The organism is Actinophytocola sp. (genome assembly GCF_009379765.1).
In the GTDB taxonomy this organism is placed as follows: Bacteria; Actinomycetota; Actinomycetes; order Mycobacteriales; family Pseudonocardiaceae; genus Actinophytocola.
The window spans coordinates 61003-77860 of record NZ_WHTD01000014.1 but is presented as its reverse complement, the minus strand read 5'-3'; the positions used below and the strand labels follow the sequence as shown (position 1 = coordinate 77860).

15 protein-coding genes and 3 pseudogenes are annotated in these 16858 nt (G+C 72.9%); 11 read left to right on the top strand and 7 right to left on the bottom strand.

Going from position 1 to position 16858, the window contains the following annotated elements:
- From GEV28_RS06595 to GEV28_RS06580, 4 genes and pseudogenes are all read left to right on the top strand, one after another.
- Nucleotides 1-529, top strand: a pseudogene (locus GEV28_RS06595) (3-carboxy-cis,cis-muconate cycloisomerase); the annotation flags it as partial.
- 172 nt (nt 530-701) lie between these two features.
- A pseudogene (gene pcaD / locus GEV28_RS06590) lies at nt 702-1469 on the top strand (3-oxoadipate enol-lactonase); the annotation flags it as partial.
- 12 nt (nt 1470-1481) lie between these two features.
- Nucleotides 1482-1832, top strand: a complete 351-nt coding sequence (gene pcaC / locus GEV28_RS06585) for a 4-carboxymuconolactone decarboxylase (RefSeq protein WP_291409655.1) — start codon at nt 1482-1484, stop codon at nt 1830-1832.
- Nucleotides 1825-2358 (top strand): NADPH-dependent FMN reductase, encoded by a 534-nt coding sequence (locus GEV28_RS06580; protein WP_291409648.1) that lies wholly within the window; start codon nt 1825-1827, stop codon nt 2356-2358. Before pcaC ends, GEV28_RS06580 begins: the two co-directional genes overlap by 8 nt.
- On the opposite strand, the gene GEV28_RS06575 is transcribed toward GEV28_RS06580, so the two are convergent.
- From GEV28_RS06575 to GEV28_RS06565, 3 genes are read right to left on the bottom strand one after another with little or no spacing between them, the layout of a single operon-like run.
- Nucleotides 2324-3202 (bottom strand): PmoA family protein, encoded by an 879-nt coding sequence (locus tag GEV28_RS06575; RefSeq protein ID WP_291409646.1) that lies wholly within the window; start codon nt 3200-3202, stop codon nt 2324-2326. The two genes, GEV28_RS06580 and GEV28_RS06575, sit on opposite strands and share 35 nt — an antisense overlap.
- Nucleotides 3199-4281, bottom strand: coding sequence for a Gfo/Idh/MocA family oxidoreductase (locus GEV28_RS06570; protein ID WP_291409644.1), 1083 nt, complete (start codon nt 4279-4281; stop codon nt 3199-3201). Before GEV28_RS06570 ends, GEV28_RS06575 begins: the two co-directional genes overlap by 4 nt.
- Complete coding sequence (locus GEV28_RS06565; protein ID WP_291409642.1) at nt 4281-6590, bottom strand: glycoside hydrolase family 3 N-terminal domain-containing protein; 2310 nt, start codon at nt 6588-6590, stop codon at nt 4281-4283. Before GEV28_RS06565 ends, GEV28_RS06570 begins: the two co-directional genes overlap by 1 nt.
- Before the next feature lie 233 nt (nt 6591-6823).
- Here GEV28_RS06565 and GEV28_RS06560 point away from each other — a divergent pair, with 233 nt between their 5' ends.
- The 5 genes from GEV28_RS06560 to GEV28_RS06540 all read left to right on the top strand — a co-directional run bounded on the left by GEV28_RS06560 (nt 6824) and on the right by GEV28_RS06540 (nt 12135).
- Nucleotides 6824-8131, top strand: a complete 1308-nt coding sequence (locus GEV28_RS06560) for an extracellular solute-binding protein (protein WP_291409640.1) — start codon at nt 6824-6826, stop codon at nt 8129-8131.
- On the top strand, nt 8131-9060 hold the full coding sequence (locus tag GEV28_RS06555; RefSeq protein WP_291409637.1) for a carbohydrate ABC transporter permease: 930 nt from the start codon (nt 8131-8133) through the stop codon (nt 9058-9060). The genes GEV28_RS06560 and GEV28_RS06555 overlap by 1 nt, the downstream gene beginning before the upstream one ends.
- Nucleotides 9057-9905 (top strand): carbohydrate ABC transporter permease, encoded by an 849-nt coding sequence (locus tag GEV28_RS06550; RefSeq protein ID WP_291409635.1) that lies wholly within the window; start codon nt 9057-9059, stop codon nt 9903-9905. Before GEV28_RS06555 ends, GEV28_RS06550 begins: the two co-directional genes overlap by 4 nt.
- Nucleotides 9906-9940: 35 nt before the next feature.
- A complete protein-coding gene (locus GEV28_RS06545) occupies nt 9941-10948 on the top strand; it encodes a LacI family DNA-binding transcriptional regulator (RefSeq protein ID WP_291409634.1) in 1008 nt (335 codons plus the stop codon).
- A gap of 149 nt (nt 10949-11097) precedes the next feature.
- Nucleotides 11098-12135: a hypothetical protein gene (locus GEV28_RS06540; protein WP_291409632.1), complete on the top strand. Its 1038-nt coding sequence runs from the start codon at nt 11098-11100 to the stop codon at nt 12133-12135.
- Between the two features lie 3 nt (nt 12136-12138).
- Here GEV28_RS06540 and GEV28_RS06535 read toward each other — a convergent pair whose 3' ends face one another.
- From GEV28_RS06535 to GEV28_RS42170, 3 genes and pseudogenes are all read right to left on the bottom strand, one after another.
- Nucleotides 12139-13368, bottom strand: a complete 1230-nt coding sequence (locus GEV28_RS06535; RefSeq protein ID WP_291409630.1) for a glycoside hydrolase family 3 N-terminal domain-containing protein — start codon at nt 13366-13368, stop codon at nt 12139-12141.
- 75 nt (nt 13369-13443) lie between these two features.
- Nucleotides 13444-14103 carry an AAA family ATPase gene (locus tag GEV28_RS06530; RefSeq protein ID WP_291409628.1) on the bottom strand — a complete coding sequence of 220 codons (660 nt, stop codon included), beginning with the start codon at nt 14101-14103 and terminating at the stop codon, nt 13444-13446.
- A gap of 368 nt (nt 14104-14471) precedes the next feature.
- Nucleotides 14472-14540 (bottom strand): annotated as a pseudogene (locus GEV28_RS42170) (hypothetical protein); the annotation flags it as partial.
- Nucleotides 14541-14896: 356 nt separating this feature from the next.
- Between GEV28_RS42170 and GEV28_RS06525 the strand changes: the two are divergent.
- On the top strand, nt 14897-15025 hold the full coding sequence (locus GEV28_RS06525) for a hypothetical protein (RefSeq protein ID WP_291409625.1): 129 nt from the start codon (nt 14897-14899) through the stop codon (nt 15023-15025).
- A gap of 7 nt (nt 15026-15032) precedes the next feature.
- Nucleotides 15033-16019, top strand: a complete 987-nt coding sequence (locus GEV28_RS06520; RefSeq protein ID WP_291409623.1) for a DNA polymerase IV — start codon at nt 15033-15035, stop codon at nt 16017-16019.
- On the opposite strand, the gene GEV28_RS06515 is transcribed toward GEV28_RS06520, so the two are convergent.
- The gene (locus GEV28_RS06515; protein ID WP_291409621.1) at nt 16005-16745 is read right to left on the bottom strand and encodes a class I SAM-dependent methyltransferase; all 741 of its coding nucleotides are present in this window, start codon (nt 16743-16745) and stop codon (nt 16005-16007) included. The genes GEV28_RS06520 and GEV28_RS06515 overlap by 15 nt on opposite strands.
- Nucleotides 16746-16858 lie beyond the last annotated feature (113 nt).

Here is a 16858-nt window from a genome sequence, read left to right as displayed (position 1 = left end):
GGGGGTCGGCGGGTCGTCGACGATGCCGCACAAGCAGAACCCGGTCGCGGCCATCTCGGCCAGGGCGTCGGCGACCCGGGCGCCGGGCCTGGTGGCGACGCTGCTGGGCGCGATGGCGCACGAGCACCAGCGGGCGGCCGGGGCGTGGCACGCCGAGTGGCAGCCGCTGCGGGAGCTGTTGCGCTGCACGGGTTCCGCGGTGTGGTGGCTGCGGGCGAGCCTCGACCGGCTGGCCGTGCGTCCGGACCGCATGCGGGAGAACCTCGACCGGACCGGCGGCGCGCTGATGGCCGAGCGGGTCACGACCGCGCTCGCCGCCGAGGTGGGCCGGCTGGTCGCGCACGACGCGGTGGCCGAGTGCGTCCGGGCAGGCGGCGACCTGGCCGCGCGGCTCGCGGCGCATCCCGCGCTCGGGCTCTCCCGCGAGCGGGCCCAGGAGCTGCTGGACCCGTCCGGCTACCTGGGCGCGGCGGACGTGTTCGTCGACCGCGCCCTGGCCGCACACGAACCTGACGAGGAGGAACGATGACACCCCTTGTGTCAACCTCAGCTAGTCGAGCAGCCCGGAACCTGCACGAACCGCCTGCCGGCCAACCGCACCCAAGGGGAACGGGACGCGACCCGGCCACCGGTACGTGCCGAACTGGACGGCGCCAACGCACGGTGACCACGAGGGTTAATTCCGGGGAGGCGGAGCAGCCATGACCGTCGACGTGCACCACGAGGTGGTCGGGCCGGCCGGCGCGCCCGCGGTGGTGCTGGCCGGCTCCCTCGGGAGCGACCTGCGCATGTGGGACCCGCAGGTGGAGCCGTTGCTGGCGGCGGGTTTCCGGGTGGTGCGCTACGACCACCGCGGGCACGGCCGGTCCCCCGCGCCGGCCGGGCCGTACTCGCTGCCCGAACTGGGCGCGGACCTGGTCGCGCTGCTCGACCGGCTCGAGCTGCCCCGGGTGTCGCTGGTCGGGCTGTCGCTCGGCGGCATGACCGGGATGTGGCTCGGGATCAACGCGCCGGAGCGGCTGGACCGGCTCGTCCTGTGCTGCACCTCGGCCGAGCTGGGCCCGCGCGAGATGTGGGTCGACCGGGCCCGCGCCGCCCGCGAGTCCGGGATGGACAGCTTGGCGGACGCCGCGGTGGGCCGCTGGCTCACCCACGCCGGGCGCGCGGCGAACCCCTCGCTGTCGGCGTGGCTGCACGAGATGGTCGCCGGCACGGACGCCGAGGGCTACGCCTCCTGCTGCACCGCCATCGAGACGATGTCCATAGTGGACAAGCTGGCGGCGGTCGCCGCGCCGACCCTGGTGATCGCCGGCGACCAGGACCAGGCGACCCCGCCGGAGCACGCCCGCCGCATCGCCGCCGCGATCCCCGACGCCCGGCTGGAGATCGTCGCGGGCGCGGCGCACCTGGGCAACGTCGAGCGGCCCGCGGAGTTCACCGCGCTGGTCCTGAGCCACCTGCGGTCCCGGCGCACCGCCGGCATGGAGGTGCGCCGCGCGGTGCTCGGCGACGAGCACGTGGCCCGCGCGGTGGCCGGGACCACCGACTTCACCCGTCCGTTCCAGGACTTCATCACCGAGTCGGCGTGGGGCGCGGTGTGGACCAGGCCGGGCCTGGACCGGCGGACCCGCAGCGTGATCACGCTGACCGCGCTGGTCGCCCTGAAGTGCCACGACGAGATCCCGATGCACGTCCGCGCGGCGCTGCTCAACGGCCTGACCCGGGCGGAGATCGCGGAGGTACTGCTGCACACGTCGGTCTACGCGGGCGTGCCGGCCGGCAACGCGGCTTTCGCCATCGCCGAGCGAACCCTGGAGGAGCTCGATGACTGAGGTCCTGCTGATCTCCGGCAGCACCCGCACCGCCTCGACGAACTCCGCCGCCCTGCGCACCGCGGCCGAGCTCGCCCCGCCCGGCCTGCGGGCGACCGTCTGGACCGGCCTCGCGGACCTGCCGGCCTTCAACCCCGACGACGACGGCGACGCGCTCCCGCCGGTGGTGGCCGACCTCCGCCGCGCGCTCGGCGCCGCCGACGCGGTCCTGTTCAGCACCCCCGAGTACGCGGGCGCCCTGCCCGGCAGCTTCAAGAACCTCCTGGACTGGACCGTCGGCGGCGCCGAGATGTACGGCATGCCGGTCGCCTGGATCAACGTGGCGCCCGAACCCCGCGGCGACAAGGCCCACGAGTCCCTCGCGATAGTGCTGGGCTACCTGAGCACCGACGTGATCACGCGGGCGAGCGGCCGGATCCCGGTCAGCCGCGACACGATCGGTGACGGCGGCGTCGTGACCGACGAGGCGGTGCGCGAGCGGATCGCCCAGGTTATGACGGCGATCCGGGACCACCTGGCGCGGTAGCGACCAGGCCGGCGGGATCGGGCGAGCCGTCGGCGACGATCACCGTGTAGCGGAAGGTCAGGGTCTCGTCGGGGGCCACCGGGACCTCCGTGTCGAAGAACGGGGCCGGGCACACGCACGCGAACGGCTGGGAGCGCACGAACCACCGCGTGTCGCCCTCCGCGACGAACACCAGGGTCGAGACGCGGCCGTGGTCGTCGTGCCGGCCGCGGAAGGCCAGCCACGGCGCGCGGACGCCCATCAGCTCGTCGCCGCCCGACCCGCCGGGCACGAGGACCTCGCCGCCGGTGAAGGAGCGGGGGCCGCGCCAGAACAGGCCGCCGTAGCCGGCGTTGGGGCGGCCCGCAGTGGTCGGGCTGCCGATCACGATCTCGTCGGCGGACACGTTGGTGAACGACGTCGCGAAGCGCAGCGCCCAGCCGCCGGGAACCACGGTGAACGACAGGTCGCGCCACTCGGCGAACCACTTGTCGCCCTGCTCGGTCTCCCACACCAGCTCCTCGGCCAGCGTCACGGCCGACCCGGACGCCGAGACCGACGAGAACGACTGGTGGCGCGTCGTCCCGTTGTTGGCGAGCTGCTCGTAGCCCACGTCGCGGCGGAAGGTCGGGCCGCCCCAGAAGTTGGCCGGGCCCACGTGCGGCAGCGACCACGCGATCCCCTTGTGCCACACGTGGTCGTGCGGCCGGTACAGCGACACCACGTCGCCGCCGAGGGTCCGCAGCGGGTGCAGGTACGGCCGGGGCGACTCGACCTGCGCGTCCCACGGGGCGAACACGTACCGCGCCAGCTCCGTGCCCTCCCAGGAGATCCGCAGCGACTCCGGGTCCTCGACGACCGTCATGCCCATGGCGCCCCCGTCCCGTCCATCCGTTGGTAGAACGGCGAGTCCGGCCCCAGCTCGCCGCGCATGATCCGCCGGCCGGTGAACGCGGACGCGTAGATCGCCGCGATCAGCTCGACGGTCCGCCGGGTGTCCACGAGCGACACCGGCGGGACCGCGCCGGAGGACAGCGCGTCCAGCACCACCGCCAGCTGGGCGTCGTGACCGCTGCGCACCCCGGTCGGCCCCGAGTCCCATGCCTCCGCGACGGCGTCGGCGCGCCCGGGCGCCGCGGTGACCGTCCAGTCCTCGTCGCCGTAGCCGTACACGTGGTCCAGCTCGACCGTCGCGTGCTCGAAGTCGAACCGAAGGTAGCTCGCCTCCCGCGGGGACACCACGCTGTTCACCACGGTCGCCACCGCCCCGTTCGCGAACGTCACGATCGCGCACGACAGGTCCTCGGTGGCCGTCGGCTTCGCCTGTCGCGCGGCCACCGCCACCACCTCGCGCCACTCCCCGAGAATCGAGAGCAGCAGGTCGAACTGGTGGATCCCGTGCCCCATCGTCGGCCCGCCACCCTCGACCTCGAAGCTGCCGCGCCACGGCACCGCGAAGTACTCGTCGGGCCGGAACCACAGCGTGTGGCACACCGCCGCGGTCGGCCGCCCCAGCCGGGGGTCGCCGACCAGCCCGCGCAACGTCGCCGCGCCGCTGCCGAACCGGTGCTGGAACACCGTCGCGAAGAACGCCCCGCCCGCCGACGCCGCCGCCTCGACCGCGTCCAGCTCGGCCAGGCTCAGTACCGGCGGCTTCTCGCACAGCACCGACGACCCGCGCCCCAGCGCGGCCATCGCCTGGGGCGCGTGCAGGCCCGGTGGCGTGCACAGGTGCACCAGGTCCGGCGCCTCGGCCGCCAGCAACGCGTCGAGGTCCGGGTAGAGCCGCGGCACCGACCACTTCGCGCCGAACGCGGCCAGCGCGTCGGCGTCGATGTCGGTGGCCGCCACGATCCGGGACCGCCCCAGCCGCTCGAGGCTCGCCGCGTGGAAGCCGGCGATCGTGCCGGTGCCGACGATCGCGCTGTCGAGGATCTCAGCCATCACTGCACGGTAGCGGCAACCGTGGCGAACTCGACCGGGTCGACCGGAACTTCCGGCCCGACCAGCCGCACCGGCACCGCCTCCCGCACCACCGCACTGGACGAGGACAGCCGAAGCTCCAGCGCGCCCGGCTCGACCACCCGGTGCCCGGCCCGCCCGGTGAACGCCGCCGCGGCGGCCGGCACCCGGAACGCCACCCGCCGGGCCTCCCCCGGCGCGAGCCGCACCTTCGCGTACCCGATCAGCCGGACCACGGGCCGGGTGACCTGGGCGACCGGGTCGTGCAGGTACAGCTGGACGACGTCGGCGCCGGCGCGGGTCCCGGTGTTGGTCACCGTCACGGCCACCGACACCTCCCCGTCGGTGCGGATCTCCTCGGCGGAGCACGCGACGTCCGTCCAGGAGTAGTCCGAATAGGACAGACCGTGGCCGAACGGGAACAGCGGGGTCGGGTCCACCGAGCTGGCGTCGTTGTGCCGGCCGAGCATCGGCACCAGGTACCCGAACGGCTGGCCGAACGGCGACGCCGGCACGCTCACCGGCAGCCGCCCGGCCGGTTCGACCCGCCCGGTCAGCACCCCGGCCACCGCCGGGGCACCCTCCTCGCCGGGGAAGAACGCCTGCACGATCGCCGCGACCCGGCCGGCGTAGGCGCCGAGCGCGTACGGCCGGCCGGTCAGCAGCACCAGCACGACCGGCGTCCCGGTGGCCAGTACCGCCTCCAGCAGGTCCGCCTGCACACCCGGAAGCCGCAGGTCGAGGACGTCACAGCCCTCGCCGGACGTGCCGCGGCCGAACAGCCCGGCACGGTCGCCGAGCGCCACGACGCACACGTCCGCCCGCTCGGCGGCGGCCACCGCGAGCCCGAACCCGCCGGTGCCGGGATCGTCGACCCCGCACCCGGGGGCGTACTCCAGCTTCGGCTGCTGCCCGGCCAGCGCGTCCAGCAGGGTCGGGATCTCCACGCCCACCGGCATCGCCGGGTGCTGGCTGCCGACGTGGCTGGGAAAGGTGTAGCAGCCGAGCATCGCCGATGCCGTGTCCGCCTGCGGCCCGACCAGCGCCACCCGCGGCTCGCGGCTCAGCGGCAGGGTGCCGTCGTTGGTCAGCAGCACCACCGACTCCTCGGCGATCCGCCGGGCCAGCGCCCGCGCCGGCGGCGGGTCCAGCGTCGTCCTGCCGTCGACGGCAGCCGGCGCCCAGGTCGGGTCGAGCAGCCCCAGCTCGCACTTCTGCGCCAGCACCCTGGACGCCGCACGGTCCACAAGAGACTCCTCGACCGCGCCCGCCGCCACCGCGTCGATCAGCGGGGGGCCGTAGCAGCGCACGGTCGGCAGCTCGACGTCCACGCCCGCGGACAGCGCCAGGCCGGCCGCCCCCGCGGGATCGGCCGCGAGCCGGTGCAGCGTCTCGACGAACGTGACGGCGAAGTAGTCGGACACCACCGTGCCGTCGAACCCCCACTCCTCGCGCAGGAGCCCGGTGAGCAGCGAGCCGTCCGCGGCCGGCGGCATCCCGTCGACGTCGGCGTAGGAGTGCATGACCGACCGCGCCCCGGACCGCACGGCGTGCAGGAACGGCGGCAGCAGCACGTCGGCGAGCTCGCGCGGACCGGCCCCGACCGGTGCGAAGTTGCGGCCGGCGCGCGAGGCGGAGTAGCCGACGAAGTGCTTCAGGGTGGCCACGAGCCCGGTCGACTGCAGCCCGCGCACGTAGGCGGCGCCGACGGTCGCGACCAGGTACGGGTCCTCGCTGATCGTCTCCTCGGTCCGCCCCCAGCGCACGTCCCGGGTCACGTCCAGCACCGGCGCCAGCCCCTGGTGCACGCCGAGCCCGCGCATGGCCGTGCCGATCTGGGTGGCCATCTCCTCGACGAGCGAGTCGTCGAACGTCGCGCCCCAGGCCAGCGGCGTCGGGTAGACCGTCGCGCCCCACGCCATCAGGCCGGACAGGCACTCCTCGTGGACGACCGCGGGAATGCCGAACCGGCCGGCGGCCATGATCTCCGCCTGCATCCCGGCCAGCCGGGTGGTGCCGGCCACCGGTGTCACCGGCGCCGAGCCGAGCGGGCGGGTCAGCTGGCCGAGCCCGTGCTTGATCAGCTCCGGCCAGTCGATCGTCGGGTCGACCAGCTCGTGCTGGAACGGCGCCACCTCGCCGTCGGCCGCGCCGTCCATCTCGGACGAACCGAGCCAGACCCCGTACAGCTGGGCGACCTTCTCCGACAGCGTCATCCGGGCGAGCAGGTCGGCGACCCGCTCGCCGACCGGACGACCCGGGTCCCGCCACACCTCGAGGGCCTCATGCATGCCGGAGTCCCTCCTGTCATGTTCCGAAACTTTCCGGAATCTTGCGAATCACGCTATCCCTGAGATATGCCGACATCAAGGGATTGACGCTGCAACTCGTCGGTCGTAGCCTGCTCACAAGCTCGTCGCAACTACCGAGTATTGACCGAAACTTTGCGGCATGTTGATCGCGCTGGGGCGATTGCCGTCGGCGAGCCCCGGCGCCTTCGCCACTTCGTGGAAAGGCGCGGCTCATGTCCAGCTATCGGATCCCCAGGAGAAGCTTCCTCGGCCTCGTCGGCGCCGGGGTCGGCGCGGGCCTGGTCGGCTGCGGCACCGACACCACCGGCGGTGGTGGTGGCGACGGCGGCAAGATCCAGGTGTGGGTGATCCAGGAGGAGGCCCAGAACGTCGCGCACCGCGCGGCGCTCGAGCGGTTCAACAAGACCTCCGACGTCAAGGCGCAGCTGGTGTCCACCGGCAACGACGGCTACCGGGACAAGCTGCACGTCGCGATGGGCACCGACGACGCGCCGGACGTGTTCTACAACTGGGGCGGCGGCAGCATCCGCACCTACGCCCGGGACGACCTGCTGGTCGACCTCACCCCGCACCTCGACAAGGACAAGGCGTGGAAGGACAGCTTCATCCCGTCCGTGCTGGAAGCCGGCATGATCGACGGCAAGTACTACGGCATCCCGGCCCGCGGCATGCAGCCGATCATCCTGTTCTACAACAAGAAGGTCTTCCGCGACTTGAAGCTCCAGCCACCCACGACGTGGAACGAGCTGCTGTCCGCCGTGGACAAGATCAAGGCCGCGGGGATCATCCCGTTCGCGCTGGCCGGCGGCGACTCGTGGACCGAGCTGGTCTGGCCGGAGTACCTTGTGGACCGGGTCGGCGGGCCGGACGTGTTCAGCCGGATCGCCGCCGGTGAGCAGGGCGCGTGGCGCGACCCCGCGGTCACGAAGGCGATCACGATGATCTCCGACCTGGTGCAACGCGGCGGTTTCGGGGACAGCTTCGCCTCGGTGCGCTGGGACGGCGCCGGCGCGTCGACGCTCATCGCGCAGGGCAAGGCGGCCATGCACCTGATGGGCTCGTGGGAGTACACGAACCAGGTGCAGGACCAGCCGGAGTACGCGAAGAACGACCTCGGCTTCACCGACTTCCCGGTGGTGGACGGCGGGGCGGGCAACCCGAAGGCGATCGTGGGCAACCCGACCAACTACTTCTCGGTCTCGAAGGCGTCGTCCAATGTGGACGCCGCGCTGGAGTTCCTGCGCACCGAGATGTCCTCGGACGCCTACGTCGACGACTGGCTGAAGGCGGGCGACGTGCCGGCGGTCACCGACCTCGAGCCGCGGATGGACAAGGCGACCGACCCCGCGTTCGCCGAGCTGGTGTACAGCATGGTCAACGACGCGCCGAGCTTCCAGCTGTCCTGGGACCAGGCGATCGAGCGCAACCTCGCCCAGCCCATGCTGGACGCGCTGGCCAAGGTGTTCATCGGCGAGCTCGACGCGGAGGGCTTCGTCAAGGCGAACGAGGACGCCGGGTAGTGGTCGCCACCGAGTCGCCGCCCAGGCGGGCACCCGCGGCAGCCAAGCCGCGGGTGCCGGTCCGGCCGGTGACGAGCCGGCCGAGTGTCTGGTACCTGCTGCCGGCGGGGCTGTTCTTCGGCTTCTTCGCGGCGTTCCCGCTCGTGCTGGTGGTGTACCTGTCCTTCACCGAGTGGGCCGGTATCGGGAACCCGGAGATCGCGGGGTTCGACAACTGGGTCCGGCTGTTCTCCGACCAGCGGATCCTCGACGCCACGCAAACCACGTTGATCTTCACCGTGCTCGGCTGGGCCACCCAGACGCCGATGGCGCTGCTGATCGGCGTGTGGGCGGCCGGGCCGCAGCGCAACCGGGCGATCCTGTCGTCGATCTTCTTCCTGCCGCTGCTCCTGTCCAGCGCGGCGGTGGCGCTGATGTGGAACCGGCTGCTCGACCCGTACTACGGGCTGGCAGCCGAGATGGGCCCGTTCCGCAACATCCTCGGCACCGGCTCCGGGGCGCTCGCCGCGATCGTGTTCGTGGTCGGCTGGCAGTTCATCCCGTTCCACACGCTGCTCTACCAGGCGGCGGCCCGCAACATCCCGCAGGTGCTGTACGACGCGGCCACCGTGGACGGGGCGAACCGGTGGGACATGTTCTGGCACATCACGTTGCCGCAGCTGCGCAACACGATCATCACGTCGTCGACGATCATGGTGGTCGGCTCGCTGACCTTCTTCGAGACGGTGCTGCTGCTCACCAACGGCGGTCCAGGCACCTCGACGTACATCCTCCCGTTCGAGATGTACATCCAGGGCTTCCGGTCCTTCCAGTTCGGCTACGCGTCCGCGATCGCGACCGTGCTGGTCGTGGTGGCCACCGCGGTCTCACTGGTGATCGTCAAGTTCTCGGGGTTCGCGAAGATGCGGTCCACCCTGGAGGGCATGTGAGCCAGCGGGTGGTACGCGGCACCAGCCGAACGGAACGGCCGAACTGGGTCGCCGGAAGTTTCGCGGCGGTGTGGCTGGTGGTCGTCGGCGTGCCGATCTACACGATGATCTCGTGGAGCCTGCAGACCCGCGACGACTTCCTGGACCACGGCCCGATCGCGCTGCCCAGCGCGCTCACCATGGACAACCTCGTCGAGGTGCTGAACCAGGACTTCGTCCAGTACCTGGTCAACACCGTGATCGTCACCGTGGCGTGCGTGGCGCTCACGCTGGTGATCGCGGTCCCGGCCGCGTATGCGATCGTCCGGTCGACCAGCTGGCTCGCGAGCGCCGCGTTCCGGATCTTCCTGTTCGGCCTGGCCATCCCCGCGCAGGCGACGATCATCCCGCTCTTCCTGATCATCAACCGGATGCAGCTGTACGACTCGCTGACCGCGATCATCCTGCCGACCGTCGCGTTCGGGCTGCCGCTCGTGATCCTGGTGCTGGCCGGCTCGCTGCGCGACGTGTCGGGCGAGCTGTACGACGCGATGACGGTGGACGGCGCCGGACCGTTCCGGATCTTGTGGCAGCTGGTGGTCCCGATGTCGCGGGGCGCGATCGCCGCGGTCGGCACGTACAGCGCGCTCGGTGCGTGGAACCAGTTCCTGTTCCCGCTGATCCTCACCCAGGACCCGAGCCGCCGGGTGCTCACGCTCGGCCTGCAGAACTACCGGAACGAGTTCCAGATCAACCTGCCGGCGATGATGATGGCCGTCATGCTCACGGCGTTGCCGGTGTTCGTCCTGTACCTGGTGGCGCGCCGCTGGCTCATCGCCGGGCTCGCGGGGGTCGGCAGCAGGTAGGCTTTCCGAAAGTTTCGGAGTTCTAGGGAGTGCGGGTGGGTGAACGGAAGGTCACGATCACCGTGATCGCCGAGGAGGCCGGCGTCTCGGTGCCCACGGTGTCGCGGGTGCTGAACGGTCGCTCGGACGTGTCCCCGCAGACCCGCGCCCGCATCGAGGCGCTGCTGCAGCAGCACGGCTACCAGCGGCGGGCGTCCCGCAAGCGGGACAGCGCCGGCCTGATCGACCTGGTGTTCAACGACCTGGACAGCCCGTGGGCGGTGGAGATCATCCGCGGGGTCGAGGACGTGGCGCACGCGGCGGCGCTCGGCACGGTGGTCAGCGCGGTGCACCGGCACTCCGGCGCGACCCGCAAGTGGCTGGAGAACCTGCGCACCCGGGCGTCCGACGGGGTCATCCTGGTGCTCTCCACGCTGCAGCCCGCGCACGAGGCGGAGCTGCGCAGGCTCAACGTGCCGACCGTGGTGATCGACCCGGCGGGCGGGCCCGCGCTGGACGTGCCGACGATCGGCGCCACGAACTGGGCCGGCGGCATGGCGGCCACCCAGCACCTGATCTCGTTGGGGCACCGCCGGATCGGTCACATCACCGGGCCGCCCGCGCTGCTGTGCAGCCGGGCCCGGCTCGACGGCTACCGCGCCGCGCTCGACGCCGCCGGCATTCCGATCGACGACGCGCTGATCCGGCCGGGCGACTTCTACCACGAGTCCGGGTTCAAGGGCGCGGGCGAGCTGATGGACCTGCGCAAGCCGCCGACCGCGATCTTCGCCGCGAGCGACCAGATGGCGCTCGGCGTGTACGAGGGGCTGCGCCAGCGTGGGCTGCGGGTGCCGGACGACGTGAGCGTCGTGGGCTTCGACGACCTCCCGGAGGCACGCTGGTCGTCGCCGCCGCTGACCACCGTTCGGCAGCCGCTGACCGAGATGGGCATGCTGGCGGCGCGGACCGTGCTGCGGCTCGCGCGAGGCGAGCAGCCGGACAGCCCCCGGGTCGAGCTGGCGACGGACCTCGTCGTGCGAGACAGCAGCGAACACGTTAAGTAGTCGAGAGCAAGCTGAGAGTCGCCGGTTGCCCCCTTGGGGGCGGGCAAAGTACGCGCAGGGCTACCGCTCCTCAACCATCCGGACGGAGCCGCTCGGCAATCGGATGAGACCTGGTGACAGCGGGAATGCCGAGGCTGCACCGTGTGTACATGGTCGGGGACACCATTGGCGAGTTATCGGGTCGGCTGCTGGTGCAGTGCCGTCCCGGACAGGCGAAGAACGCCGCCCGCGTCGCGAGCGCGCACGGCACGGGTCTGGTGCTGACCGGCCGGATGCCGCGGCCGACCGTGGAGGCGTTGCGCGGGCACGGCTTCACCGGCCCCATCCTGTGCGACGCGAACCGCTACTCGGGGCGCAGGCGCACGGCGGCGCGGGCGGGCGTGCGCGGGTCGTGGACCGCCGAGCAGCACGACCTGGGCCTGGTCGCGCTCACCGACTCGGGCTACCTCGCCGCCCACGACTGGCGCGGCCTGCACCGAGTGCTGTCGGAAGCCGCGCGCCAGCCCGGCCCGGTCGTCGCGATGCTGCCGCTGGCCGCCCGCTGGTTCGAGCACTCGGTCGCCGGCGTCGTGGCCGAGCTCGACCGGTACGGCGTCCCGGTCGCCGTGGCGATCGAGCACGCCCGCGACCCGTTCGGTGTCCGCTACCTGGTCCGCGGCTTCCTGGAGCTGCTCACCGCGTCGGTCCCGGTCCTGCTCCTGCGCTCGGACGTCTCGGCGGTCGGCGCGCTGGTCCACGGCGCCCACGCGGCCGCCATCGGCACGACCACCCACCTGCGCCACGTCCCACCCCGCCCGGCGCGCACCGCCGCGCACCTCCCGGCGCTGGCCGCGTTCGTGCCGCCGCTGATGGGCCACCACCCGCTGGACTCGCTGGGCCGGCTGACCCCGTCCTGGCGCTGCGACTGCCACGAATGCGCCGGCCGCCCGCTGACCGACCTGACGAGCACGCCCCGGCCGGAGGTGTCGGCGTTCCGCCACTCGCTGAGCGCCCAGCTGACCCTGTGGTCCGCCTTGCGGTCGGGCCCCACCCCCGTCGAGGACTGGCACGACCGGTGCCACCGCGCGCTGTCCGCGCACCGCCGGTTGTCCGCCGCCGTGCCCGGCTGGTACCCGCCGGCGAACCTGCACACCTGGACCCACCTCCGGCGTGCGTCCGCCCCACGGGACGAGCCCGCTCGCGGCTGAGCGCTACCCCGTGCACGCCGCCTTCGCGCGGAGGACCCGACCGAGAGCCACGTTCACCCGCTCGGCCGGGAGCCGGTGGTCCGCGAGCGCGCGCTCCAGCACGCCGAGCACCTCCTCGACCCGCTCGCCGGAGGACCAGAAGGCGATGTCGGCGCCGGACGTGAGCGCGGTCAGCACCGCCTGCGGCAGCGGGTAGCGGCCGGACACCGCCTGCATGCCGCCGAGATCGTCGGTGAGCACGACACCGTTGAAGGAGAACTCGCCGCGCAGCAGCTGGTAGGTCGCCGGGCTCAGCGACGCCGGGCGCCCGCCGGTGAGCCCCGGGACGTCCATGTGTCCCACCATCACGGCCGTCGGCCGCGCCCCGAGGAGCTGCCGGTACGGGACGAGGTCGACCTTCCGCAGGTCGGCGAGGCCCGGCGTGGTCACCGCCGACACGTGTGAGTCGCCCGACGCGTGGCCGTGCCCCGGGAAGTGCTTCACCACCGGTAGCACGCCGCCTTCGGACAGCCCCTGGGCGAAGGCGCCCGCGTACCGGGTCACGACCGCCGGATCCGAGCCGAAGGACCGGTCGCCGATGACGTCGTCGTCCGGCTGCTCGGTGACGTCCACGACCGGTGCGAAGTCGATGGTGACGCCGCGGGCCCGCAACGCCGCGCCCCGGTCCCGGGCGAGCGCGTGCACGTCCTCGACGGTCATGCTCGCGGCCATCATCCTGGCGCTCGGCACCGAGCCGTCCAGCCGGTCGACCCGCTGCACCCGGCCGCCCTCGTCGTCGACGCTCACCGCGAGCGGCACCGCGGCGGCCGCGCGCACCGCGGCGAGCCGGTTGTCGACCAGCAGCGCGGTGTCGTTGCCACCGAGGAAGATCCCCCCGATGCCGACCGAACCGGCGAGCTCGATCGCCGGCTCGACCCGGCTCGGGTCCACCCCGACCATGAGCAGCTGCGCGAGCCGCTGGCGCGGGGTCAGCCCGGCGGCGACCTCGGCACACGACCGGCCCGGCGGCCCGGCCGGCTTGGCCACCGTGGTCGGAGTGGTCGGCCTGGCCGTCACCCCACCGGACGACACGATCGGCGACCGTCGGTCCGCCGCCCGACCCTCCGGCGGCGGGTCCTGCTGCCACCCCAGCCCGAGCGAGGCCAGCACCGCACCCAGCAGCACGGCCGCGAGGAAAGCGGCCATCCGCGGTCGCCGCACCCTGAGGCCGAGGCGGTCCGCGATCCGGTTCATGAGCGCTCCAGTGCTGCCCGTGGACGTCCATTGGACATCACGACGCGCCCGTTCGGAAATCGAGGCGCGGGTGGCTCAGCGCTTGGGCCAGTGCCAGGACGGCACGTCCAGCCGGCCCTGGCCGTCGAGGGTGGTCTCGCTCATCGCCTTGGTCAGCGTGAGGGTCGTCGTGAGGGTCGCCGCGAGGGCCGTCGCCCGCTCGTCGGCGATGGCCTCTGTCGCGCGGATCAGCGGGAGTGCGTGGGTCACGACGATCAGCTGGGTGCGCTCCGCCGCGGTGGTGACCAGGGCGGCCAGCGGCACGAGCAGGTCCGGGTGCAGGCTCGTCTCCGGCTCGTTCAGGACCAGGAGCTCCGGCGGGCGCGGGGTCAGCAGCGCCGCGACCCAGAGGAGGTAGCGCAGCGTCCCGTCGGACAGCTCCGCCGCGTCGAGCGGGCGGAGCAGGCCGCGCTGGAAGAAGCGCAGGCCGAAGCGGGTGTCATGGTTGGCGATCTCCACCCGGGCGCCGGGGAAGGCGTCCGCGACCGCGGCGTCGAGGGCCGCGGCGTCGCCCGTCTCGCGGATCGTCTGGAGGGCCGCGGGCAGGTCGGCGCCCTCGTGGTCGAGCACCGGGGTGCGGATGCGGCTCGCCCGGGCGGGCGCGTTCGCGTCGGTGCGGAACTGGTCGTAGAACCGCCACGACCGGATCCGCTCGCGGAGCACCAGCACCTCCGGCGACGCGGACTCGATGAGCATGCTGTCGGTGAGCCGGATCGGCCGCGGCGCACCCCAGCGCCGTCGTCGTCGCGGGCGCGGAGGGTGCCGTTGTGCCGGTCGGCCAGCAGCGCGGCCAGCTCGAGCACCGGGCCGGTCCACAGCGACTCCCGCTTGAACTCGGGGTCGAGGTTGAACTCCGTGTTGCCGGGGATCGGCAGGCCCAGGTCGAGCGCGTAGCCGAACTGGTCGCCGGCGAACCCGAGCCGCAGCCCGACCGGCTTGGTGCGCACGGTCCCCTGCGTGGACCTGCCTTCCGGCCCCGCCCACAGCGTCGACTGCAGCCCGCCTTCCCTGGCGAGCGCGGCCACGGCCCCGTTCCGCGAGGCGTCCGCGAGCAGCCGGAGCGCCCGGTAGAGGCTCGACTTCCCGCTGCCGTTGGCCCCGGTGACGAGCGTGAGGGGCGACAGCGGCAGCACGAGACGCCGCAACGACCGGTAGTTCTCGACCGCGAGCGTGGTCAACACACCACCGAGGCTAGGCGAGCCCACCGACACAGGCGCCCACCTGGGCGAACGCGACTTGTCCACAAGGGTCGACCTGTCCACAGGCAAGATCGACACCCCCTGTTCTCGTCGGTCCTGCCCGATAGACTGACTCCGAGGGGTGCCCCCGGAGAGGGTGGGGGCGTTCGGGACTTGTGTTCTGCACGCGCGCGCGGGCGCGTGAGTTCGCGTGCGTGGTGGGTTGCCGACACGTTCCTCACGAGGACCGTGTCCCGGGGGCTCGAACGGCTCCGACGTACCGGCACTCACCCGAGACGAGGGAGCTTCGGATGTCCGAGCCCGGCACCCAGGTTCGCGCCATCGACCGGATCGTCGGCACGTGGCACGCCAGCGACGGCGCCACCGGCACGGTCAGCGCCCGGGTCCACCCGGGCCGCGGCTGGTGCGACTCGACATGACGCGCGCGTGACCGGGCCGATCCTGCATCTGGACGTCGACGCGTTCTTCGTCGCCGTCGACGTTCGGGACGATCCCGGGCTCGCCGGGCTGCCGGTCGCGGTTGCCGACCGGGTCGTCGCCTGCGCGAGCTACCAGGCGCGGGACCGGGGCGTCCACGCCGGCATGACGGTGCCGCAGGCGTACCGGGCCTGCCCGCGGCTCGTCGTCACGCCCCCACGGATGGCCGCCTACCAGCACGCGAGCAAGGAGCTGTTCGCGCTGGTCGACGACCGGGCCGAGGCGGTGCAGCCGGGGTCGGTCGAGGAGGCGTTCGTCCGCCTGCCTGGCCTGACCTGGCCCGACGCGGAGACCACCGCGCGGGATCTGCAGCACGAGATCCGCGCCACGCTCGGGCTCCCGGTGAGCATCGGGGTCGGTCGCACGAAGCTGATCGCCAAGCTCGCCTCGCGGGCGGCCAAGCCGGGCGGGGTCGTCGTCACCGATCTGGCCGACGAGCCCCAGGTCCGCGGCGCATTGCGCGTCGACGAGCTGTGGGGCATCGGCCCGGTCACCCGCGACCGGCTTGCCGACGCCGGCCTGCACGCCGTCGCCGGCCTGCGGCACTGGTCGGCGGCCGCGCTCGTCGAGATCGCGGGCACCGCCATGGGCCGGCGGCTGCACCAGATCGCCACCGGGACCGACGACACCGACGTCCGGCCGCTCCCGCCGCGGCGCTCGTTCAGCGTCCAGCGCAGCGCGCCGACCCACACCCGCGAGCTCGCCGCGGAGCTCGCCCGCCGGCTGCGGGCCGAGCGCCTGACCTGCCGCACCCTCCACGTCCGCCTCGGCGGCCGGAAGGTCAAGGTCAGGTTCGACCCGCCGACCAACGACCCGCGCCGGCTCACCGAGGCGGCGGTCCGGCTGGCCGGCGACCACAAAACCACGGCCGCGCTCATGGTCACCGACCTGCGGCCGGAGGACCGGCCGGCCCAGCCGCCGCTACCCGGTCTGTGAAGGCTTGCGGTACACCGACACGTGCAGCTTCGACTCCGCGGTGAACGGGCCGCGTTTCCAGTCGCCCCAACGGTGTTCCAGCTCCATGCCGGCGAGCTGGGCCATCAGGTCCATCTCGTGGTGGGTGACGTTGCGGCCGTGGATCGGGTAGAACCTCGTGCCCTCGGGCGTGAGCTCGACCCAGGTGCCGTTGTAGAACTGGGTCACCGGGTCGATGATCCCGGCACTCAGCGTCAGCTGGTCGGACTCCACACTGGCCACCCGCAGCTTGTGGCTGTCGGCCACGCCGACCCCGTGGACGAAGGCCGTCTCGAGCACGAACCGGCCACCGGGGCGCAGGTGCGCGGCGGCGTTGCGGAACAGCCGGACCTGGTCGTCCTGCGTGGCGAGCACGAAGATCGAGTTGAACGCGATGAACGCCACGTCGAACTCGCGGCCCACCCGCACGGTGGTCATGTCGCCGACGACGGTCGTCACCGCGTCGGACTTCCCAGCGAGCTGCGCCAGCATGTCCTCGCTGACGTCCACCCCGACGACGTCGTGCCCCTTCTCGGCCAATGGCACGGCGAGCCGCCCGGTGCCGACGCCGAACTCGAGCAACGGCCCGTCCCCGGCGAGCTCGGAGAGCGCGGCCACCGCGCCGTCGTCGTCCATCATCCCGGCGTGCCACTCGTCGTAGCGTTCCGCCCAGCGCGCGCCGTAGAGGCGCGGATCGAATTCCGCCATGTACGACAACCTCCCGCGCCGGCCCGGACCGCCACAAGAGTTTCGCCAGAGAGCGAAACGTGCCACCCGGCAAACCCCGCGAGTCCAACACTCCGGACCCGCGAGTCCAACCG